20 protein-coding genes, 1 tRNA gene and 1 pseudogene are annotated in these 22,074 nt (G+C 41.3%); 18 read left to right on the forward strand and 4 right to left on the reverse strand.

Annotated elements, in window-relative coordinates:
• Positions 1-56: 56 nt before the first annotated feature.
• Positions 57-1,268: a metallophosphoesterase gene (locus tag HCK02_RS02945; protein ID WP_167628644.1), complete on the reverse strand. Its 1,212-nt coding sequence runs from the start codon at positions 1,266-1,268 to the stop codon at positions 57-59.
• Positions 1,269-1,437: 169 nt separating this feature from the next.
• On the opposite strand from HCK02_RS02945, the gene HCK02_RS02950 reads away from it, so the two are divergent.
• The gene (locus tag HCK02_RS02950; RefSeq protein ID WP_167628645.1) at positions 1,438-2,292 is read left to right on the forward strand and encodes a MurR/RpiR family transcriptional regulator; all 855 of its coding nucleotides are present in this window, start codon (positions 1,438-1,440) and stop codon (positions 2,290-2,292) included.
• Positions 2,293-2,328: 36 nt separating this feature from the next.
• Here the strand turns inward: HCK02_RS02950 and HCK02_RS02955 are convergent, their stop codons facing one another.
• Complete coding sequence (locus tag HCK02_RS02955; RefSeq protein WP_167628646.1) at positions 2,329-3,387, reverse strand: MupG family TIM beta-alpha barrel fold protein; 1,059 nt, start codon at positions 3,385-3,387, stop codon at positions 2,329-2,331.
• A 133-nt stretch (positions 3,388-3,520) separates the two neighbouring features.
• On the opposite strand from HCK02_RS02955, the gene murQ reads away from it, so the two are divergent.
• The 6 genes from murQ (at position 3,521) to HCK02_RS02985 (ending at position 8,781) form a co-directional block, all read left to right on the forward strand.
• The gene (gene murQ / locus HCK02_RS02960) at positions 3,521-4,405 is read left to right on the forward strand and encodes an N-acetylmuramic acid 6-phosphate etherase (protein WP_167628647.1); all 885 of its coding nucleotides are present in this window, start codon (positions 3,521-3,523) and stop codon (positions 4,403-4,405) included.
• A 13-nt stretch (positions 4,406-4,418) separates the two neighbouring features.
• Complete coding sequence (locus tag HCK02_RS02965; RefSeq protein WP_167628648.1) at positions 4,419-5,867, forward strand: PTS transporter subunit EIIC; 1,449 nt, start codon at positions 4,419-4,421, stop codon at positions 5,865-5,867.
• A 486-nt stretch (positions 5,868-6,353) separates the two neighbouring features.
• Positions 6,354-6,680 carry a PadR family transcriptional regulator gene (locus tag HCK02_RS02970; RefSeq protein WP_167628649.1) on the forward strand — a complete coding sequence of 109 codons (327 nt, stop codon included), beginning with the start codon at positions 6,354-6,356 and terminating at the stop codon, positions 6,678-6,680.
• Positions 6,677-7,024, forward strand: a complete 348-nt coding sequence (locus HCK02_RS02975) for a DUF1048 domain-containing protein (RefSeq protein WP_167628650.1) — start codon at positions 6,677-6,679, stop codon at positions 7,022-7,024. Before HCK02_RS02970 ends, HCK02_RS02975 begins: the two co-directional genes overlap by 4 nt.
• A gap of 11 nt (positions 7,025-7,035) precedes the next feature.
• On the forward strand, positions 7,036-7,389 hold the full coding sequence (locus tag HCK02_RS02980) for a DUF1048 domain-containing protein (RefSeq protein WP_167628651.1): 354 nt from the start codon (positions 7,036-7,038) through the stop codon (positions 7,387-7,389).
• A gap of 156 nt (positions 7,390-7,545) precedes the next feature.
• Entirely contained in the window at positions 7,546-8,781 is a 1,236-nt protein-coding gene (locus HCK02_RS02985; RefSeq protein WP_167628652.1) for a chloride channel protein, read from the forward strand.
• A 57-nt stretch (positions 8,782-8,838) separates the two neighbouring features.
• Here HCK02_RS02985 and HCK02_RS02990 read toward each other — a convergent pair.
• Positions 8,839-8,911: transfer RNA gene (locus HCK02_RS02990), tRNA-Val, on the reverse strand.
• 105 nt (positions 8,912-9,016) lie between these two features.
• On the opposite strand from HCK02_RS02990, the pseudogene HCK02_RS02995 reads away from it, so the two are divergent.
• The 3 genes and pseudogenes from HCK02_RS02995 (at position 9,017) to HCK02_RS03005 (ending at position 11,935) form a co-directional block, all read left to right on the forward strand.
• Positions 9,017-10,124, forward strand: a pseudogene (locus HCK02_RS02995) (glycerate kinase).
• Between the two features lie 59 nt (positions 10,125-10,183).
• A complete protein-coding gene (locus tag HCK02_RS03000; protein ID WP_167628653.1) occupies positions 10,184-11,545 on the forward strand; it encodes a hypothetical protein in 1,362 nt (453 codons plus the stop codon).
• 66 nt (positions 11,546-11,611) lie between these two features.
• Positions 11,612-11,935: a thioredoxin family protein gene (locus HCK02_RS03005; RefSeq protein WP_167628654.1), complete on the forward strand. Its 324-nt coding sequence runs from the start codon at positions 11,612-11,614 to the stop codon at positions 11,933-11,935.
• 61 nt (positions 11,936-11,996) lie between these two features.
• Here HCK02_RS03005 and HCK02_RS03010 read toward each other — a convergent pair whose 3' ends face one another.
• On the reverse strand, positions 11,997-12,596 hold the full coding sequence (locus HCK02_RS03010; protein ID WP_167628655.1) for a nitroreductase family protein: 600 nt from the start codon (positions 12,594-12,596) through the stop codon (positions 11,997-11,999).
• Positions 12,597-12,780: 184 nt separating this feature from the next.
• Between HCK02_RS03010 and HCK02_RS03015 the strand changes: the two genes are divergently transcribed.
• From HCK02_RS03015 to mnmG, 8 genes are all read left to right on the forward strand, one after another.
• Entirely contained in the window at positions 12,781-13,134 is a 354-nt protein-coding gene (locus HCK02_RS03015; RefSeq protein WP_115753541.1) for a hypothetical protein, read from the forward strand.
• 117 nt (positions 13,135-13,251) lie between these two features.
• On the forward strand, positions 13,252-13,674 hold the full coding sequence (locus tag HCK02_RS03020; RefSeq protein ID WP_167628656.1) for a MarR family winged helix-turn-helix transcriptional regulator: 423 nt from the start codon (positions 13,252-13,254) through the stop codon (positions 13,672-13,674).
• An 11-nt stretch (positions 13,675-13,685) separates the two neighbouring features.
• Positions 13,686-14,825, forward strand: coding sequence for an MFS transporter (locus HCK02_RS03025; RefSeq protein ID WP_167628657.1), 1,140 nt, complete (start codon positions 13,686-13,688; stop codon positions 14,823-14,825).
• Between the two features lie 188 nt (positions 14,826-15,013).
• Positions 15,014-16,099 carry a 3-phosphoserine/phosphohydroxythreonine transaminase gene (gene serC, locus HCK02_RS03030; protein ID WP_167628658.1) on the forward strand — a complete coding sequence of 362 codons (1,086 nt, stop codon included), beginning with the start codon at positions 15,014-15,016 and terminating at the stop codon, positions 16,097-16,099.
• Positions 16,092-17,279, forward strand: a complete 1,188-nt coding sequence (locus tag HCK02_RS03035) for a phosphoglycerate dehydrogenase (RefSeq protein WP_167628659.1) — start codon at positions 16,092-16,094, stop codon at positions 17,277-17,279. The genes serC and HCK02_RS03035 overlap by 8 nt, the downstream gene beginning before the upstream one ends.
• Positions 17,280-17,322: 43 nt before the next feature.
• Positions 17,323-18,552: a DUF1015 domain-containing protein gene (locus HCK02_RS03040; RefSeq protein WP_167628660.1), complete on the forward strand. Its 1,230-nt coding sequence runs from the start codon at positions 17,323-17,325 to the stop codon at positions 18,550-18,552.
• A 235-nt stretch (positions 18,553-18,787) separates the two neighbouring features.
• Positions 18,788-20,161: a tRNA uridine-5-carboxymethylaminomethyl(34) synthesis GTPase MnmE gene (gene mnmE / locus HCK02_RS03045; protein ID WP_167628661.1), complete on the forward strand. Its 1,374-nt coding sequence runs from the start codon at positions 18,788-18,790 to the stop codon at positions 20,159-20,161.
• Between the two features lie 18 nt (positions 20,162-20,179).
• Positions 20,180-22,066 (forward strand): tRNA uridine-5-carboxymethylaminomethyl(34) synthesis enzyme MnmG, encoded by a 1,887-nt coding sequence (mnmG, locus tag HCK02_RS03050; protein ID WP_167628662.1) that lies wholly within the window; start codon positions 20,180-20,182, stop codon positions 22,064-22,066.
• The last annotated feature ends 8 nt before the right edge of the window (positions 22,067-22,074 follow it).

The following is a 22,074-nucleotide window of genomic DNA, read 5'->3' on the forward strand; positions in this document are numbered from 1 at the left end:
AGTCATGAAAAACTTTTTTTACAGTCTGAGCCACGCAAATTGCTTTGCGTGGTTTTTTATTGGAATAAAAGAGGAAGTTGCGCTTGAAAGTCATCCTGATGATGCGAAGGGATGGAACATGTGGTTACCTTTCCCGTAGGTGTAAGCACAGCCTCTGTAAGTAAGTTACCATGAATGCAGCCAGTATCCAGATGAATTTTATTTTTTAAGCGAAAGGCATTTTTAGCGGCAACGTGTCCGAAAAAATGATAGGGATGATTTTCATTTGCTTCTTCTAATAGGAATAGCAATTGTTCTTCGGTAGGTCTTGACCGATCTAGATGGAAATTGCGCATTTTTCGTAGGGACTTTTTATCAAGTTTGCCGAGATATTTATTTTTGCACGGGGCATGTGTCGCATAAAACGACGCTTGATTTGAGATAAGCTTATAGAAAGGCGCAGAGTGTTCTACAAGTGAATGAAATTTGGCAAGTAAATCAGGATTCTCTTCAAGGATGGGAATGGAATCGAAAAATCGAGAAACAATTTCTTCGTTAGCATTTTTAATTTTTCCTTGGAGATAATGATAAACAAAAGATTCGTGATTCCCAATTACAAAATAAAAGTGTTCAAGGTTTAGATAAAGAAATTCAAGGATTGCTTTCGTGTTTTTCCCTTTGTCGATGGAATCTCCAAGCAAAATGAATTGGTGAGATGGATCAGGACGTTCTGTAATGCGTCCAAATTGATCGAAGCGAAATCCATTTTTTTCTAGCAACGTCATAAGTTCTTCTAAACACTCATGTGTGTCACCAATGATATGGTAGGTTTTTCCGGGTTCAAGTAGGTATTTTTTGAGTTGATCGCCGTTTGACTCAATCGAAAAGTTTGAGATGGGTAATGTTAAGGCATGTTGACTCGCAAAATGGTCGCTTGCTAGTTTTGGTGTTTGATTTAAATAAACAGCTTCAAGCCGATATTGGTTCTCTTTTGCGATTTTTTGGATGCTTTCTTGTAGTGAATCAGAAGGATTGTTACCCATATGAATTAAAATGTAGTCAGCTGATGTTGGAAAGGATGCCGACTTATTTAAGTCATCTAGAAAGCTTGTTTGATTCGTATCAGGAAAAAATTGAATAGTAGTATAGTAATTTTTAGAAGGTTCATCGTTTCTTAAGGCAGGCATGAATTGTTGCTCGATGAACGTGAGCGCCTCGATAGATGTGCCTCCAAAAAACAGGAAAATCGTATGGAGTTGGGTAGTGAGCTGTGAACTTGTTTCGACCATTGGAGATTCTCCTTTCGATGTTTCACGTGAAACAATTAGAGTTTTAATTTTAATTATAGGTTTAGGAGAGCTGATTTTCAAGCTGTCTAACTGAAAAAACTTAATTAAAATTTTATTTCAAAAATGGATTTTATGATATAATCAAAGAAAAAACAAGGAAGAAATGGCTATGACAAATGGAAGTATTATCAATCTTATAAGTGGAATTCTAGATACGTTGCCTAAGTCGGAACAAAAAGTAGGGCGAACGATTTTAAATGATCCTGACTTTGCTGTGAAAGCATCCGTACAGAATCTTGCAAAGAAAGCTGAAACAAGTGCCGCGGCAGTAATTCGATTTTCAAAGTCTTTAAATTTGGATAGTTTTCCTGAACTGAAGCGTCAGCTTTCTATGGAATTAGCAACGCCTAATAGGACGGGGTACTATGATATTGAACCGGGCGAATCTTTTGATTCAATTCGTGAAAAATTGGTTTCTAATGTCAATCAGACAACACAAGATACCGCAAGTCAACTTAAGGAAGACGCCATCATTCGAGTTTGTGCAGAGATGGAACAAGCTGAAACAATTTATGCTTATGGCGTTGGAGCCTCGTGGCTTATTGCGGAAGATATTGCGCAAAAGTGGCTGCGTGCAGGGAAAAATGTATTTTTGTCGCAGGACCCGCATGTTCTTGCCATGGCTTTTTCTTCTGGCAAAGAAAATAGTTTGTTTTTTGCTATTTCAAATAGTGGGGAAACTTCGCAAGTGCTTGAACTAGCAAATGAAGCGAAACAAAGCGGCTTAAAGGTAGTTAGTTTGACACGCATTGGAAATAATAAGTTGAAGTCGATTTCCGATTTGGTGTTAGAGACTTCTCGAGCTCCTGAAGCGGAAATGCGAAGTACGGCAACAAGTTCTAGGCAAGCACAGCTTTTGGTTATTGATATTTTATTTTATTATTTCGCATCAAAGCAATATGATGAAATGATTACGCATATCAAAAAATCACGAGAAGCAACTAATCGTTTTCGTGAAAAATAAAAGGCAGCATTTGAATTCACTCAAATGCTGCCTTTTTTAGTTGAAGCGTAATTTTATTTTTTGTCCGGCTGAAATATAGGAGAGACAATCCAGATAGAGCGGGCTAATTTGACCGATGCAATTTACTTTTTCATTGGCTTCTAAAGGAATTTTTGTGATACAAATCTCGCCACTGTAACGCCCATATTTTTGATTATCAATAGTGATCGTTCCAGCAGGTCGGAGAATTGTATTTTTAGCATCTATTGCAAGTTCGTTAAAAGCTGGGCGACTATTTTCTAAACGTATCAAATCGCGCGCATCGTCCATTCGATTTTGATCACCGTGAATAAGGTGATTTTTTATTTGAACGGGTACAAAATCGGCTAATGTAGCTTCAAGAGACAAAGTCTGATTGAAAATAAGATTTTGCCAAAATGAAAAATGTAAGGGATCTAGCGCCGGGTCGCCGATGTAAACATGGTCAACCGCTAACGTGAAGAGTTCCAAAGTCGCCGCGTAAGGGCTTGTAAAGCGATGCTTTTCTAAGGTTGGTAGACCTTCATAAAGGGGTAAACGTTTTTTGGAATCACCGGGTACGAAAGCTGAAATTTTAAGACCATTTCCGCGCAAAAAATGGTTTTTTTGTTTGAAAAAGGTTTCGTTCAAACCCGTTTCAGGCTTTGGATAGTAGTTATGAAAAGCTTCGATATTTTCCATCTGAGCAGCTGCTTCTTTTAAGGCGTCTAAAAAAGCTTGATCAATGGTGCTGGCATTTAAGTAAACCGTAATTTTCTGCGAAAGTAAGGCAATTTGCTGGATCCCAATGCCATAATCAATTCGCAAGCCCGTTACGCCTATTTTTCGAATTGCTTCAGCATTTTCAAAGCTTAATTGGATTTTAGCTAAAGCATTTTCAGAAATATCTAAGATGAGATCCATATTATTTTCTTGAGCGGCTTTGCCTAATTCTTCTAGACGAGCCCGGTAATCTATTTTGCTTTCTTCTGGAATATGTAGTGAACTGAAGATAGATGAAAATCCATTTTGATGGGCTATTTGAACGGTCTCAGCAACGTTATCCAAATCCTGCAAATAAAGACTAATTCCTAGCATTTTATAACCTCCATTCTTATTATCAAGTATAAGACTTGTGAAATAAAATTTCAATTAAATATTACAAAAATAAAATAAAGTATTGAAATTTTGTTTCAAAGGTTTTATAATCTGTTTATGAGGAGTGATCGAGATGTTAGAAAATTTATCCACAGAAAAGCAAAATTTGAAAACGCTTAACTTAGATACTTTAAAGGTTGAGGAAATTTTATCGATTATGAATGAAGAAGATGGAACGGTTGCAGCGAGCATAAAGCCAGCTCTTCCTGAAATTGCCAAAATTGTAAGGGCTGCCATTTCAAGTTTTAAACGAGGAGGACGTCTTATTTATATGGGAGCTGGTACGAGTGGGCGTCTTGGCGTGCTTGATGCGGTTGAATGTGTGCCCACGTTTGGCGTTTCTAAGGAGCAAGTGGTTGGTCTCATTGCTGGAGGGGACGAAGCGTTTGTTATGGCGGTTGAAGGTGCGGAGGATTCTATTCAGCTTGGAAAGTCGGATTTAGAAGGGATTTCACTTACGGAGCTTGACACGGTGATTGGGATTGCTGCGAGTGGTCGGACGCCTTATGTGATCGGTGGCTTGGATTATGCGCGAAGTGTTGGAGCTACGGCGGCTGCGATTTCTTGTAACAAAGACGCTGCCATCTCGCAACATGCGGAAATCGCGGTCGAGGTCGTACCTGGAGCGGAGGTTTTAACCGGATCAACTCGGCTGAAAGCAGGAACGGCGCAGAAATTAATTTTAAACATGATTTCAACGGCTTCTATGGTTGGAATTGGCAAGGTTTATAAGAACTTGATGGTGGACGTGAAGCCAACAAATGAAAAATTAGAAGAACGGGCTAAACGAATTATCATGGAAGCAACGGAATGTGGCTACGACGAGGCTGAAAAGTTTTATTTTGCTGCTGAAAAACATGTAAAAACAGCGATTGTTATGATTTTGACGGGAAGCACTAAAGAAGATGCTGAACAAAAACTTAGAGCTTCAAATGGTTTTGTAAGAAAAACAATTTAAGGGGTTGAGTAGGGTGTCAAAAGAAGCAGAAATCGGCAAAAAAATCTTTGAAAATGTGGGCGGCAAGGAAAATGTTTCACGGATTGCACATTGTATGACGCGAGTTCGTCTAGGGATTCGTGATCCGGAAAAAGTGGATTTAGACCAATTGAAGAAGGTTCCAGGTGTTTTAGGTGTTGTAGAAGATGAAACACTTCAAGTTATCGTCGGTCCTGGAGTAGTGAATAAAGTCGCAGCGGCGATGGCTGATGAGGCTGGCGTGAAGATTGGTGAGGTTATCAATGAAAATTTGGACGCGGAGCAAAAATCTGGGAAAGACTTGGTGGAAGAAAAAGCTGCTGCAACGAAGGCAAGTATGAAAGCCAAACAAAACAATCAATCGGGATTTAAGCGGTTATTGAAATCAATTTCGAATATTTTCGTTCCGTTGATTCCTGGTTTCGTTGGTGCGGGCTTGATCGCAGGTATTGCAGCCATTTTGGCGAATAATATCACAGCTGGGAATTTAGACGCGGGAACATGGACGCAGTATGTTGATATTTTGGGAGTAATTAATAAAGGTATTTTCGCTTTTCTTTCGATTTATGTTGGGATTAATACGGCAAGTGAATTTGGGGGAACGCCGGTTTTAGGTGGCGGAATTGCTGGGATTACAATGTTGTCGGGGCTTGCTGATGGGCATACGATTACAAATATTTTCACGGGTGATGCGATTTTATCAGGACAAGGCGGAATTATTGGTGTTTTGTTCGCAGTTTGGCTAATGTGTCTGCTTGAAAAGGGTTTGCGCAAATTTATTCCAAATGCTATTGATATTATTGTGACACCAACGATTGTAATGCTTGTGATGGGACTTATTACGATTTTTCTTATCATGCCAGTTGCAGGCTTAATTTCAGAAGGACTAGTTTCAGCTATCAATTGGACTATTGAAGTGGGCGGACTTTTCTCAGGATTTATACTCGGAACATTTTTCTTGCCAATGGTAATGCTAGGTTTACATCAAGTTTTAACGCCGATTCATGTGGAAATGATTACGCAAACGGGTGCGACATTGCTTCTTCCTATTTTAGCGATGGCGGGCGGCGGCCAAGTAGGAGCTTCTATTGCACTTTGGATTCGTTGTCGGAAAAATAGACCGCTTGTGAATATGATCAAAGGTGGACTTCCAGTTGGGATTTTAGGAATTGGCGAACCGCTTATTTACGGGGTTACGGTTCCACTTGGACGGCCATTTATTACAGCTTGTCTTGGCGGTGGTATCGGCGGGGCAGTTATTGGAGCTTTCGGAAATATTGGGGCGATTGCTATTGGTCCTTCCGGCGTAGCACTGATTCCGCTTATTGCAGGCGGACACTGGTTAGGTTATGTTATTGGTCTTCTTGCTGCTTATCTTGGTGGTTTTGTTTTAACTTATTTCTTTGGCACTCCAAAAGACGCTATGGAATCGGTGAGCGAGTAATTAATTGAATGAAGTGGGAAAAGTTGAACTTGATTGGATATTGAGTTCAACTTTTTTTGTATAGAGAAATAGGTGTGTCTGGAGGCGTCACTGTTTGGAAACCATTTATTATGGATATGAATCCAAATGCTAAGTTTGGTACAGCTGTGTTTATGGGATAATATGCAAAGAAGCCTTTGATTCAGTAACTGGTAATGTGGTACAGGAATGTTTACAGTCAACTCGAAAAAAAAGCATTCAAACGAGCCGGGAAAAACTAAATGATGTTTGGTAAAAATAGACACTTAGAAAGCAAAGTTATTAAGGCGTGGACGCAGATCTTTAGATGATATGAAAGCCGAAAAGATTTTTTCTTTTCGGTTTTTGTGTGACATTCATTAGTTGACAAATTTTCTATATCGTATTACTATGTAGTAGAACTTAACATTACTATATAGTTGGTGGGAAGGAGGAAAATCTGTTTGTACGTAAGACAGATGACAAATTATGAATGGAATAACTGAGATGTTAAAAGGAGTTCTTGAGGGAATTATTCTTGAAATTATCAATCGGAAAGAAACCTATGGCTATGAAATTACCAAGATTTTGCAGGAATCAGGTTTTGAAGATATTGTAGAGGGAACTGTTTATACAATTCTCTTGCGACTTGAAAAAAAGGAACTCGTTGTAATAACTAAGAAAAAATCGACAATGGGCCCAGTTCGAAAGTTTTATTCGCTAAGCGATACTGGTCAAAAAGAACTGGAAAATTTCTGGGAAAAATGGGAGTTTGTTTCATCGAAAATTGATAAATTGAAGGAGGAGCAAGCATGAATTTCTGGGATAAAATTACAGGGAACGATATTACGCGAGATATGAATGATTTTCAGTCGCGAATCGAAAAATTACCGAATGATTATCAGGCGGCTTGGGAAGAAATCATCCTGAACCTCATGGGGCACGCCGATTTTACCGGTCGTAACCTCATTCCTATTCTTGGTGGCGTGGTTGATTGGTTTGAAGAAACGGCGGCAGATGGACAAACTGTGCAAGAAATTTTGGGGGATGACGTGAAAGGTTTTTGTGTGGCGCTTGCTGGCGAAGAAGGGGCAAAGTCATTGCGTGATAAATGGCGCGATCAGCTGAATAAAAATGTGGCGAGAAAGCTGAAACAATAGGAGGGATAAAGATGGGCTTGCAGGAAATTTTGGCCGAAAAAAAAGAATGGCGTAAGCATATGGCGCGAGTCAATGCACTGCCGCAAGACTATAAAGTGGTGTATAAAGAAATCCAAAAGTATCTTTTTAAAGTAGGTCCTTTGGAGCTTGTTGATGGGATCAAGCCACTTTCTGATGTTTTGGAACTTTTTGAGGAAGGTGCTGCGCGAGGCGATGGGGTTCTAGATGTTACAGGAAAAGATGTCGCTGCTTTTTGTGATCGCTTGATTCAAGATTCGAAAACGCAAAGTGATGAGTATGAAGGACAGGTGAACCAAGAAGTGAAAAAAGCTTTAAAAAAAGAAATGAATAAAAAAAATAAATAAACAGAAAAAGCTGTTCCTTGCTATAGGAATGGCTTTTTTGCTTGGATGCTTGCTTTTATCAGTTCAGTTTTTGACTATTCGTTTGAAGATGCTGTTTTTCGGGCAAAAACAAAAGAGTATCCAATTAGATGGCTTAGAATTTCGGGGGGAAGCAAGATGAAAAAGGTAGCGATTGTGCTCGGTGGCTATACACTGCTTTTAAGTATGGTCATTGGCGTTGTAGCAGCCTTGTTTTTAGCGGCTGTTCACTTTTTAACAAATTTTATTTGGGAACAACTTCCAGAAAGCTTGAATCAGCCCAATTTTTATCCGCTTTTGGTTGGGCTGGTTGGCGCTTTACTTGTTGGGCTTATTCAAGCGAGATGGGGCGCGTTTCCTTATACAATGCATGAAAATATGGCTGAATTTAGGAATACCGGTCGGATCGAATATAAAAATCGATTGGGAAAAACAATTGTGGCAGCATGGATTATTCTTTCTTTTGGGGCAAGTGTTGGTCCAGAAGCAGCACTAATCGGTATTGTTGGTGCAATGATTACTTGGCTAGTGGAACATTTGCGCATTAATTTAGCAAGCCGAGAGGAACTTGTAAATCTGGGGATAGGTGCGATGATGTCAGTCGTTTTCCTTGCACCTTTTAATGGGGTTGTTCAAGATGTCGAACATAAAAATCCAGTGGAACAGAAGTTGCCCGGTTGGTTGCGTTATTCGCTTTCGATTGTCGCTTCTTTTTGTGCTTTAGGGGCTTTCGTGATCGTTAAACAGCTTTTGCCACTCCCGGAAAGTATATTTGCCATTCGGCTATCTGATCAAACGATATGGAATTTACAAAACCTCATTTTCGTGGTTCCTGCCATGATTTGTGGTGTTGCTTTTGCTTTTTATTTTAATGGATTGCAATCGCTCGTTGAAAAGGGACTTCATTTTGTACGGAATAAGTGGCTACTCGCGCTGATTGGTGGCCTGAGCATTGGTCTTCTCGGGATGATTTCTTCGTATTTCTTGTTTTCGGGGGAGCATCAACTGATCGAAATGTCGAGTGAAGTAGCGAGATATAGCTGGTCATTTTTGCTGTTGCTTGCGCTCCTCAAGCCACTTCTGGCAGCGATTTGCGTAAACACGGGCTGGAAAGGTGGATTGATCTTTCCGGCAATCTTTGCAAGCTGTGTGATGGGATATGTGTTTACTTGGCCATTTAACGGGCACATCGGATTCTTGCTTACTATTTTTGTTGCGGCAAGCTGTTCACGAATTGTTGGGAGTCCACTTCTTACTAGCTCGATTTTGCTTTTTGTTTTCCCATTACAGTTTTTCCCATTCATTTTACTTACATCGCTTATAGTGAATCCAAAGCGGGTTCGCGAACTTTTACATAAGGAAGCAAAATCTTAATACAACAAAACAGGCAAGAAACGAAAACCTCCGTTTCTTGCCTGTTTTTTAGAAAAATGGTCCCGACTGGTCTCGAACCAGCGACCCCCACCATGTCAAGGTGATACTCTCCCAACTGAGCTACAGGACCTCATTAATTTTATAATAACGGCTGCAAGTTAAGCTGTCAACTAAAGATTAGGACTTTGTTTTTTTGTGAAAAATGATATGATAGAACAAAAAAGGAGGTTCCATGATGAAATTTGTCATCGCTCCAGATTCTTTTAAAGAAACACTTTCGGCGGAAAAAGCGGCTATTGCTATTCAGAAAGGTTTTTTGCGCGTTTTTCCAGAAGCAGAATATCAGCTTTTGCCAGTCGGGGATGGCGGGGAAGGTACGCTTGATGAAAATGCGCCACGCAGAGCGCCAAGCTGTTTCAGTTACGGGTCCGCTTATAAAGCCCATCGTGGCACCGATTGCTTTTATTGATGAGCGGAAAACGGCTTTTATCGAAATGGCTGAAATTTGCGGTTTGCAGCTTGTTCCTGAAGATAAACGTGATCCGCTAGCAATTTCAACTCGGGGTGTTGGAGAGATGATAAATTACGCGATGGAGCAAGGTGCAGAAGAAATTGTCATTGGAGTTGGGGGAACGGCTTCTAATGATGGCGGCATTGGCATGGCCGCGGGTTTAGGTTATGTATTTTTAGATGAGGCAGGCGAAACGGTTACACCTGTTGGAGAAAATCTAGCACAAATTCATACGATCAAAAAAGAGGGCGTGCGGCCTCAGCTAGCCAAAACAAAGATACGCGTTATTACGGATGTGACTAATCCTTTGGTGGGAACGAATGGCGCTACTTTTGTCTTCGGAGCGCAAAAAGGTTTAAGCGAAGCGAAGATGTCACAAGTCGATGAGATGATAGCCGCGTTTTATGATCGTTTCTTTGAAATTCCAGAAGTACCAGGATCAGGGGCAGGAGGAGGAATGGGTGCGGGTCTTCTTCAATTTGCTTCAGCTGAACTGACACTTGGAATTGACTATGTAATTGAAGAGTTGCAGCTTAAGGAAGCTTGCACGGATGCCGACTTTGTCATTGTTGGGGAAGGCCGAATGGATGGCCAAACTTCAAGTGGGAAGGCGCCACTTGGAGTGGCGCGTGCGGTTGCCGGACGGGTTCCAGTAATTGCCATTTGTGGAAGTGTAGCAATGGATAGTGAGCATCTTTATGAACAAGGGATAACAGCTATTTTTCCAAGCATTGCTTCGGTGGCTACGTTTGATGAAGTGCGCCGGGATGCAGAGCAAAATTTAGCAAGGACAGCGGAGAATGTTGCAAGATTGTTGAAATCTGCCAAATGACTTTGAATTGTTTCACGTGAAACATTTTGGGCTGTTTGGATTGAATTGAGGAGTTGGACATGGAGCCAAAAGGAAAATTTTTTATGTATGCTGTGATGAATGCAACCGTATTTATGCCATATTTGTTTTTTATTCTCGTTGGTAATCAATATCAAGGTTGGCTAAATGGCTATGCTTCGCTCATTATTTTTTATGTATTTAAATCGACGGGGACTTTTTTATTCAATGCCTTTAATTATCAAGCAAAAGCGAAATCGCTGTTACTTGTTTTGCTAACGATGGGGATTGTTGGGTCGGTTTTGGCTAGCCTCGGTTCATTCGATGCGCTTTGGATTGAAATGGGAGCTATATTGATCGGGATTTCAAGCAGCATGGCGCTGCCCGTCTATATTACTTTGCAGTACCACGATCATTTTTATTATGGTAGGAAAATGTCGAATCGCAATTATTTACGGGCGCTTTTTGTGATTATCTTAGCGCTCGCGATAGGCGGCATTTTAGCACGATATCTCTATCCAAGTTTAGCCTTTTTATTCTACGCAGCACTACTTCTGATTACCTTTTACTTTGTCAGTCGCTTACCTGATTATGATGTGAAAACTCGGTCAGGGGATGCCTTTTTAATTCGACCGTTTCTCGTGTTCTTTATTGCTTCCTTCATTCTCTTTTTGTTTAAAGAAGCACGTACCATTGAATCTACAGATTATGTGTTTTGGGTATTTCTCGCGGCGCTTGTAGGAATTTTGATTTTTATCGGTGCGGGGCTCTACTTAATGCCGAGAATGAAACTGAAATTGGAACCTTGGATTTTATATTTTTCCTTTTCGCAAGGTGCAATCATGAGTTTTACGCTACTTTACGGAACCTTTGTTGCACTGGCTGAAAAAAACTTTAATTTCATGCTATTTGGTGTGTATATGGTGTACTTTTTGGGGACGTTATTTTCACTTGCGGTTGAGCCAATCGTTAAAAAGGCTTGGGGCAAACGCCCAATTTTATATCTCTACAGTTTAGGGATTGCTTTAAGCTTTATCTTGATTGTGATTCCGGCACGACTTAGCATCAGTATTGGTATTTTTGTTGCCTCCTTGTTTTTATCAATGCTAAGCCGCCACTTAAACCGCTCAGCGTATGCGACTGCCACCACAGAAATGCAAGATGCCAGTTTACTACTTCGAAGCAGGTGGACAAAACTGGGTAGCATTTGCGGACAGATCTTCCTAATTTTCTTGCTATTTATCGGTAGTTTATTTAGTGCTATGCTTGATTTTAAACAGGTTATCGCGGCTTTTAACGGGGCAGGAAACATGTCAGGTGATTTATTCTTCGATTTTGCGGGGACTGCGCTTGTGGCAGCGCTCGGTATTTTGCTATTCCTCTTTGCGGGTTTAAGAAAATATCGGGGAACTGTTAAAAAGTGAACAGTTAAGCTCGTTTGCTTGACGATTCAGATGGAATGGCATAATCTGAATCGAGAGGTGAGAAGTATGGCGATTATACATGCGAAAGAAGACGACTTTGATCAGATTATTGCCAGTCATCCAAAGATTTTACTGAACTTCTGGGCAGAGTGGTGTGCGCCGTGTCGCTGTTTTTGGTCAACCTTGGATCAATATGCAGAGATAGAAAATAGAGGTATCCAAGTTGTCAAAGTCAACGTAGATAAGCAAAGAAAAATTGCTGATCGGTTTAAAGTAAAAGGAATCCCCAACTCGTTTGTGATCGTAGATGGTGAAGTGAGAGGGATGATAACGGGAAAGATGAGTTGTGATGAACTTTCCAAACGTGTAGAAACTTTAATTGCGAAATAAAAAAGCCTTAACTGCTGTGCCTTTCAAAAAGGGCTCGTCAGTTAAGGCTTTTTTTACTTATTTATTTAAAAACGCGGAAGCGATCTTCGTCTGCCATGAATTCTTTTTCGCCAGGCTCAGCAGCGATATTACCAAATGGCATTTGTGCACGCAAGTTCCAGCTTTCTGGTAGATTCCATGCTGCTTTCACAGCGTCATCAATAAGTGGATTGTAATGTTGCAAGGAAGCACCAATTCCAGCTTCTGAAAGAGCTACCCAAACAGAGTGTTGCGCAATACCAGTTGCTTGTTCGGACCAAATTGGGAAGTTTTCAGCATAAAGTGCGAAATCTTTTTGATAGCCTTTGATTACATCGGTATCTTCGAAAAATAGAACGGTTCCGTAACCAGCACGGAAAGAAGCAATTTTTTCTTCAGTAGAAGCAAAATTTTCAGCTGGAACAATCTTGCGAAGTGTATCTTCTACGATATTCCAAAGTTTATCATGATTTTCGCCGAACAAAATGACAGCTCGTGAAGTTTGTGAGTTGAAAGAAGAAGGGCTGTGTTTTACGGCTTCTTTAATGATTTCTTCAATTTCATCTTGTGATAATGATACGTTTTTATCTAGCGCATAGATTGAACGGCGCGATTTAATAGTTTTTAAAAATGTGTTTGACATAGGAATACCTCTTTTCAAATGTTATTTACTTACTTTAGTATAGCGACTAATTTTTATGATTGCAAGCTTTTGTTTTTATGTAAGCGCTAAACCTATTGATCTTCTAAGTGAAAAATTTTAAAAAGAAAATAGTTGCAAATAAGAACGTTTGTTCGTATAATAGAGATAGAAAGAGGTGATCACAATGGTTTATGCTATATCTTTAAATAAACAAGTAGAAATAACTAATCCAGCCGTTCTTATTGAAAAACCGCAAGTGGATCCTATTGAACAGGAAAGCTTTTATATCACATTGTCTGATGCGATTAAGCGGGAGTGGTTAGTGCGTTTAAACTTTTTTGAAGAAGCAAATGTGGCAAAACTAGAGTTGGCATCTTTTGAGGATTCGGAAGCTTTCGTAGGACGTGGTATTGTTCGTGAAATGGACCTTGTACCATTTCAAATGGATACAAAAACACAAGAAATTCTTTTTCGAGATATATTCGGTCAAATTTATTTTGTTCAATTTGATGAGATTATCAATATTGAACTACTTTAAAAGCCAGATAACGGCAGATTTCCAGCCGTTATCTGGCTTTTTGACTTTTTTTAAATTATGTTATATGATTGTTGTGACAATTATTGTCATAACAATTAATTGAGATGTGGTGAAATAATGAGGCAAAAGTTTGATGAATTTTCCTTTCAAACAACAAAAATCGCGAAAAAAATGCACTTGTTTCTTTCAAGAAGTTTAGCTGATCTGCAAGTCACACCGGAACAGTGGACAATCTTAAACATTATCCACCAGAAAGCGCCAATTTCGCAAAGAGAATTAGCGGAGCTCTCGGAAAAAGATACGCCGACAGTTAACCGAATTATTGACGTGTTACAGCGCAAAAATTTGGTAATTCGTGAAACAGATGCAGTGGATCGACGAAAAACCTTGTTGAGTCTAAGTGACAAAGGAAGCGAGCTAACTCGTATTTTGCAGGAAACTGTAGAAGAGGCTTGCAAGAATATGTTTGCCGGTTTTTCAGAACAAGATTTGCAAACTTTTGCTACTTTGTTAAACCAAATCGAGAATAATATTGAGTAAGAAGGGATTTTTTGGAAAGTAAAACAAAATTATGGACGAAGGACTACGTTTTTTTACTGATCGGAAGTATTTTTCTATATGTTGGCTTCATGGTGTTCATGCCAACGCTACCGACACAAATTATTAAACTGGGAGGTTCCCAAGTTGAAGCAAGCCTCGCGGTAGGTGTTTTCTCCGTTGTGGCGCTTCTGATGCGTTCTATTTCAGGAAGTTGGAATGACCGATTTGGTTCTAAGGTGCTCATTTTAATTGGCTTTCTGATTTTAATTGCAACAACGGCTAGTTTCTATGTTTCAACAGTTGTACTAGCACTGCTTGCGGTTCGCTTCGTTCAAGGAGCTGGCTGGGGAATCAGTACGACTTCCATTGCCACCGGGGTTTCAGCAATTGTTCCGCCCAATCGAACGGGTGAAGGCATTGGTTTTTATGGATTAACGACGGCACTTGGCATGTCGCTTGCACCCGTTGTCGCGATTTTGATTATGAATTATTTTTCATTCAACACATTGATCACCTTTGCCTTAGTCATTTTAGTTGCGACGTTCTTGCTGCTTTCACAAGTTCGAATTAAGCAAGAAAAAGTGAAGAAAAGCGGAAAAATGAAGCTTTTCGAGAAAACGGCTCTATTGCCGGCTTTTTTATGTTTATTGATGGCTATTCCACTTGGTGGGATTCAAACGTTTATGATGGTATACGGCACAGAAATACATGTCGAAAACACATGGATTTATTTTTTAGGACAAGCGATTACCATACTTTTAAGCCGTCTGTTTGCCGGCCGATTATACGATACGAAAGGTCATTTCGTTGTCGTCGTTCCTGGTGTCTGTGCTATGATACTGGGTATTTTATTGCTTTCCTTCGCTACAGGCGCTTGGATGCTATTTCTAGCAGCGCTAGCATTTGGTTTAGGATACGGAATGACACAACCTGCCTTACAAGCACTTACCGTGGACCGAGCTGCTCCAGAAAATAAAGGAGCCGCAAATGGAACCTTTTTATCTGGCATGGATATAGGAATGGCGATCGGAAGTTTTGGGCTTAGTATTGTCGCTACTTATAGCAACTATGCGATCATGTATCGTTCCGCTATTTTAGCGTTACTTGTTTTTCTTGTGATTTACTTTTTCGCATTTAGAAAAACTAAATAATTAATGAGCAAGTGCCTTTTTCATAAAGGCACTTGTTTTTTTATGAAGGGTTTTTCTTTAAATTTAAGTGGCATCTGTTATAATATACGAAAAGCATGTGATTTTTTATTTATTCTAAAAATTGTGTCTTGGTGCACAAGTGAAAAATGTCAGTTTACCAAATAAGAATGGATGGGAGCGAGCGGGGAATGAAACAAGTCTATAATTTTTCAGCGGGTCCAGCTGTGTTACCACAACCTGTTTTAAAACAAGTACAAGAAGAAATGCTTTCCTATCAAGGATCGGGAATGTCAGTTATGGAACTCAGCCATAGATCGACGCTGTTCGAAGAAATTATTAGCGAAGCGGAAAAGTTACTCCGCGAATTAATGGGCATCCCAGATCACTATAAAGTCTTATTTCTACAAGGTGGAGCAAGCTTACAGTTCACGATGGTTCCACTTAATCTAGCGCTCCATCAAAAAGCTGCATTTGTAAACACTGGTTCTTGGTCAAAAAAAGCCATCCAAGAAGCAAAAAAAGTGGCAGAACCCATTGTTATTGCTTCTTCCGAGGATCGCAATTTCCATTACATTCCAGAAATTCCAGAAGCGCCACAAGACGCATCTTACATACATATCACAACGAATAATACCATCGAAGGAACAGCTTACTTCGATATTCCGCAAACTAAAATCCCACTTGTCGCAGATATGTCTTCTAACATCTTATCAAACGATTACCGAGTCGAAGATTTTGGATTGATTTATGCGGGGGCACAAAAAAACATTGGCCCAGCAGGACTTACGATAGTGATTGTGCGGGAAGATTTGATCGGCCAAGTGCCTGACTTGCCTGCAATGCTCGATTATGCCGTACAAGCGAAAAATGATTCGCTTTATAATACACCACCAACCTTTGCTATTTATGTTGCAAAGCTTGTTTTAGAATGGATAAAAAAAGAAGGCGGCGTGGCTGAAATGGAACGACGAAACCGCGAAAAAGCCGCCCTTTTGTATGCTTACTTAGATCAGTCTAAGATGTTTAGTTCTTCCGTAGAACCCGCATTCCGTTCACTCACGAACATTCCTTTTCAAACCGGTAATGAACAGCTAGACCAACTCTTTCTGCAAGAAGCGGAGGGAGAAGGCTTCATCAATTTGAAGGGGCATCGCTCGGTCGGCGGTATGCGAGCTAGTTTATACAATGCCTTCCCAATTCTTGGTGTCGAAGAATTTGTTCATTTTATGGAGGGTTTCGCTGTTAAATATAAAGGGGGAAAAATTTATGTTTAAGATTGAAACGCTAAACGCCATTGCAGAAGAAGGACTTGCAACCTTCCATCACGAGAAGTACAGTGTGGATCAAAATGTCGATCCAGATGGTTTATTGCTGCGCAGTTATAGCTTGCAAGATTTTGAGTTTCCAAGTTCATTAAAAGCTGTGGCGCGAGCAGGTGCCGGTGTGAATAACATTCCGCTTGAACGCTGTTCGGAGCAAGGCATCGTCGTATTTAATACGCCAGGAGCAAACGCCAATGCCGTGAAAGAGCTGGTGCTTGCAAGTTTGTTCATGGCAGCTCGCCCGATCATTGAAGGCTGCACGTGGGTTCGCGAACTCGAAGGTGAAAATCTGACCGCAAAAGTGGAGGCAGGAAAAAAAGCATTTTCTGGAACCGAATTAGCTGGCAAGAAACTGGGAATCATTGGGCTTGGATCAATTGGTGCGCTTGTTGCGAATGACGCGGCTGCTCTTGGGATGGAAGTGATGGGTTTCGACCCTTACATATCCGTGGATACCGCTTGGAAGATTTCGCGAGAAGTGAAGCGCGCGACGGAACTCGAAGAAATTTTAACAACGTGCGATTACATCAGCGTTCATGTTCCGCTTCGAGAAAACACAAACCAAATGTTTAATGCGGAAACATTGATGTTGCTTCGTTCAGATGCAGTATTATTGAACTTTTCTCGAGGTGAATTGGTGGATGAAACGGCAATTTTGGATGCCTTGGATCATCAAAGATTGCGTCTTTATTTGACCGATTTTGCTACAAACGCGTTGCTTGAAAATGAACACGTCCGCGTATTGCCACATCTAGGCGCCTCAACCGCCGAAGCAGAAATCAATTGCTCCATCATGGCGGCGCGAGAACTACAATCGTATCTCGAAACGGGAAGCATCAAAAACTCGGTGAACTATCCAAATGTGGAAATGCCTTACAATGGCCATCCACGAATCGGCGTTTGCCACCACAATATTCCCAACATGGTAGGACAAGTCTCAACGATTGTCGCGAGCCATCAAATAAACATTCTCGACCTTACAAACCGAAGCCTCGAAGGTTACGCGTATACGCTGCTCGATTTAGAACAAAACGAAGCCGTGAATTTGGAACGAATCAAAGAAGACTTAGAGAAAATTGAAGGAGTGCTTCGCGTTCGAGTCATTGAACCAATCGGAGTCACCGTTTCCTGAACTATTTCCCGGGAAATATCAACATGATAAAGGAGGAAGAAAGTTGGTAAAAGTGAGACCATTTAAAGCCGTTCGACCCAGGCAAGATTTAGCGGACCAAGTCGCATCGCTTCCCTATGATGTTTTAAATAGCGAAGAAGCGCGAGAAATCGGCAAGGGAAATCCTTACTCCTTCTTGCATATCGACAAAGCAGAAATTGATTTGGATGAAAACCTTTCGCCATACGCTGAAGAAGTCTATCAAAAAGCAAATGAAAACCTCAAAACCTTTTTAAAAAGCGGTTGGCTAGAAAAGGAGGAGCAGGATTCTTACTATTTGTATGAATTAACAGTTGGAGGCAAGTCCCAACTTGGTCTAGCAGCCGTGACGTCGATACAGGACTACGCGGATGGGATCATCAAGAAGCATGAGTTTACCCGTGAAGAAAAAGAACGCGACCGGATTCGCCATATTGATGCTTGCGATGCGAATACAAGTCCCATTTTTCTTACTTATCGGGGCAAGCCCAATTTGACTGAAGCGCTACATCGCTATGCCAAACAAAATGAGCCATTATATGATTTTGCGAGTTTTTATGATGTAGAGCATCGCGTGTGGCAAATTCTGGATGCGGACTTGGCGGAACAAATTGACCAGACTTTTGAAGCCGTGCCAGCACTTTATATTGCCGATGGGCATCACCGCACGGAATCAGCCGTCAAAGTGGGCTTGAAACGCCGGGAGGCCCATCCGGATGCTGAATTTAATTTTTTCCTTTCGGTGCTATTTCCGGCGGAGGAGCTTTCCATTTTGGATTACAACCGCGTGATTCGGGCGCCGCTTCCCGATGATTTCTTGGCAAAAGTGAAGGCTGCATTTGATATGACGCCAGCGCAGCAGGAGGCATTCAAGCCGCAAGAGAAGCATCAATTTGGGATGTATCTGGATGGCGCTTGGTATGGCCTTGAAGCTAAACAAGAGGTCATCCCGGATGATGTGATTGGCGGCCTTGATGTGTCCATCCTTCAGGATCAGGTGCTCGCGCCGATATTTGGAATCGAGGATGTGCGCCGGGATGATCGAATTGATTTTGTAGGTGGTATTCGCGGACTGGACGAGTTAAAGACGCTTGTGGATAGCGGGAAATTTAATGTGGCGTTTGCGATGTATCCGCCACAAATGGAAGATTTGCTTGGGGTTGCGGATGCTAATCAAATTATGCCGCCTAAATCGACTTGGTTTGAGCCGAAGCTTTTGAGTGGCTTGTTTGTCCATCAATTGGAAACAAAATGAAAAGGTGCGCCTCGGAAGAAGAGGCGTACTTTTTTTGTGGATAAAATAAAAAACGGTTGTTATCCACATGTGAATAAGTTAAAATAGAACATATCAATTGTGGATAATTAAATAATGCTGATGAATGACTTGAGCTTTGGTCAAAGCAGAGTGTATGGTTGTGTAGTCGCAAGGAATTTATTCGGACACTTTTAGCCCGAGCTTATTTGGCTTATAGAAGAAAGGTGGGAGAAGAATGGATTTGGATACTATTGCTGCTATCTCAACACCGCCCGGCGAAGGAGCCATTGCTATTATTCGATTAAGCGGCGATGAAGCGATTCAGATAGCGGATCGTATTTTTTATGCCAAAAATCGCTTGGCGGACGCGGATAGTCACACGATCCATTATGGACATATAAAGGAAAATGGTGAAGCAATCGAAGAGGTTATGACTTCTGTGATGCGAGCACCACGAACGTTTACGAGAGAAGACGTCGTTGAGATTAATTGTCACGGCGGAATTGTTGCAGTTAACCGGGTTTTACAATTGCTATTAAGAAGCGGCGCCCGGCTTGCTGAACCTGGAGAATTCACTAAGCGCGCCTTTTTAAACGGAAGAATTGACTTGTCACAGGCAGAAGCGGTCATGGACTTGATTCGTGCGAAAACGGATCGGGCGATGGGGGTTGCGCTGAAGCAAATGGACGGCAATTTGTCGCGGTTAATTCGGAATTTGCGGCAGGAAATTTTGGACGCGCTCGCGCAAGTTGAGGTTAATATTGATTACCCGGAATACGACGATGTTGAGGAAATGACGCAGAAGATGCTCGTTGAAAAAACGCTTCTTGTAAAGGCATCTGTTGCACAGCTGCTTGAAACGGCTCAGCAGGGGAAAATCTTACGGGATGGGCTCGCTACAGCCATAATTGGTCGACCGAATGTAGGGAAGTCTTCACTGCTTAATCAGCTTATTCAAGAAGAAAAAGCGATCGTGACGGATATTGCGGGAACGACACGTGATATTATTGAAGAATATGTCAATGTGCGCGGGGTACCGCTTCGTTTGATTGATACGGCTGGTATTCGTGAAACGGAAGATATCGTTGAAAAAATCGGAGTAGAAAGATCAAGAAAAGCGCTACAGGATGCGGATTTTATTTTACTTGTATTAAATCAAAATGAACCACTGACAGAGGAAGATCGAGCGTTGTTTGAAGCGGCGCGAAATCATCGCTATGTTGTAGTGTTGAATAAAACGGACTTAAAGCGAGAAATAGATATTGCTCAGGTGCAGGCGCTTGCGGGCACTAATCCTGTTGTTGAGACGTCGATGCTCACAGATCTTGGCATCATAGAACTCGAAGAAGCGATTAAAAAGTTGTTCTTTACTGGGGAAATTGATGCAGGGGATGCAACTTATGTTTCGAATACGCGGCATATTGCGCTTCTTCATCAAGCTGCGAGTGCGCTCGATGCGGTAATTGAAGGTGTTGAAGCTGGAATGCCGGTTGATATTGTGCAAATTGATATGACAAGAGCGTGGGATTTACTCGGTGAAATTACGGGGGATTCTGTTCAGGATGAACTCTTAGATCAACTATTTAATCAGTTTTGTCTAGGTAAATAAAGGAGATGGAAGGAAAAAATGCAAATTTATGAAGCTGGTCATTATGATGTGATCGTTGTAGGTGCTGGCCATGCGGGCGTTGAAGCAGGTCTTGCAAGCGGCCGGATGGGTGCTAAGACACTTATGTTAACGATCAATTTAGATATGGTCGCATTCATGCCTTGCAACCCGTCAGTTGGCGGCCCAGCAAAAGGCGTTGTTGTGCGTGAAATTGATGCGCTCGGCGGCGAAATGGGACGAAATACAGATAAAACGTATGTGCAAATGCGGATGTTAAATACTGGTAAAGGGCCTGCCGTGCGCGCTTTACGTGCGCAATCGGATAAATGGGACTATCAGCATGAAATGAAACATACGATTGAAAAAGAAGAAAATATTACCCTTAAACAAGGCTTAGTTGACCATCTAGTCATAGAAGATGGTATCTGTCGTGGCGTGATTACAAATAGTGGCGCGAAATACACAGCAGATGCAGTTGTTTTAACGACGGGAACATTTTCTCGCGGTGAAATCATTGTTGGAGATTTGCGTTATTCAAGCGGTCCAAACAATCAACAACCATCAATCAAACTTTCAGAGCACTTGGAAGAATTGGGCTTTATTTTGCGTCGCTTTAAAACGGGGACACCGCCACGTGTTAAATCTAGTTCCATTAATTATGATGAAACGGAGATTCAACCAGGTGATGAAAACCCGCGTGCGTTTAGCTATGAAACGACTGAAATGTTACTTAGCCAACTGCCATGTTGGTTAACTTATACGAACGAGCACACACATGAAATTATTCATGCCAACTTGTCGCGCTCACCAATGTTTACAGCCACGAAAAAAGGAACGGGCGCGCGTTATTGCCCGTCTATCGAAGATAAAATTGTTCGCTTTAGTGATAAACCGCGGCACCAAATTTTCTTGGAGCCTGAAGGTCGCAACACGGAAGAAGTTTATGTGCAAGGACTTTCTACGAGTCTGCCTGAAGATGTGCAAGAAAAAATGCTTCGGACGATTCCTGGACTTGAAAATGTTGAAATGATGCGAGTTGGCTATGCAATTGAGTATGATGCAGTGATGCCGGATCAACTGTGGCCGTCTCTTGAAACCAAATTAGTTCCAGGGCTCTTTACTGCTGGGCAAATTAATGGAACAAGCGGTTACGAAGAAGCGGCGGGACAAGGTTTAATGGCCGGGATTAATGCTTGTCGCAAAATTCAAGAGAAGGAGCCTGTCATTTTAGGTCGCGACCAAGCTTATATTGGCGTGCTCATTGATGACCTCGTAACGAAAGGCACGGAAGAACCTTATCGCCTTTTAACTTCGCGGGCTGAATACCGTCTCCTCTTGCGTCATGATAATGCGGATTTGCGGTTGACTGAACTTGGTCATGAAATTGGACTGATTAACGATGAACGTTATGCGCGGTTCCAAGCGAAAAAAGCGGCGGTAGAAGAAGAAAAACATCGCCTTGAAACAACGAGAATCAAGCCAACAGAACAAGTGCAAGCAATGCTTCGTGAATTAGGCTCAGCTGAACTTAAAGATGGTGTCTTGGCGGCGGACTTCTTACGTAGACCAGAAATGACGTATGATAAGATCATAGAAATTGTTCCACGTGAAACATCTGTGTCTTGGGATGTGGCGGAACAAGTGGAAATTCAAATTAAATATGAAGGCTACATCGAAAAAGCTTATTTACAAGTTGAAAAAATGAAGCGAATGGAAGACAAAAAAATTCCGGAAAATATTGATTACGATGCGATTTTTGGTTTGGCAACGGAAGCTGTTGAAAAACTTAAGAAAATCGAACCGCTGTCGATCGCACAAGCAAGCCGAATTAGCGGTGTTAACCCAGCGGATATTTCCATTTTATTGGTTTATATTGAACAAGGAAAAATTGCAAAAGTAAAGTGAGGGAAAAA

Source organism: Listeria valentina, from assembly GCF_011800755.1.
GTDB classification, from domain to species: Bacteria; Bacillota; Bacilli; order Lactobacillales; family Listeriaceae; genus Listeria; species Listeria valentina.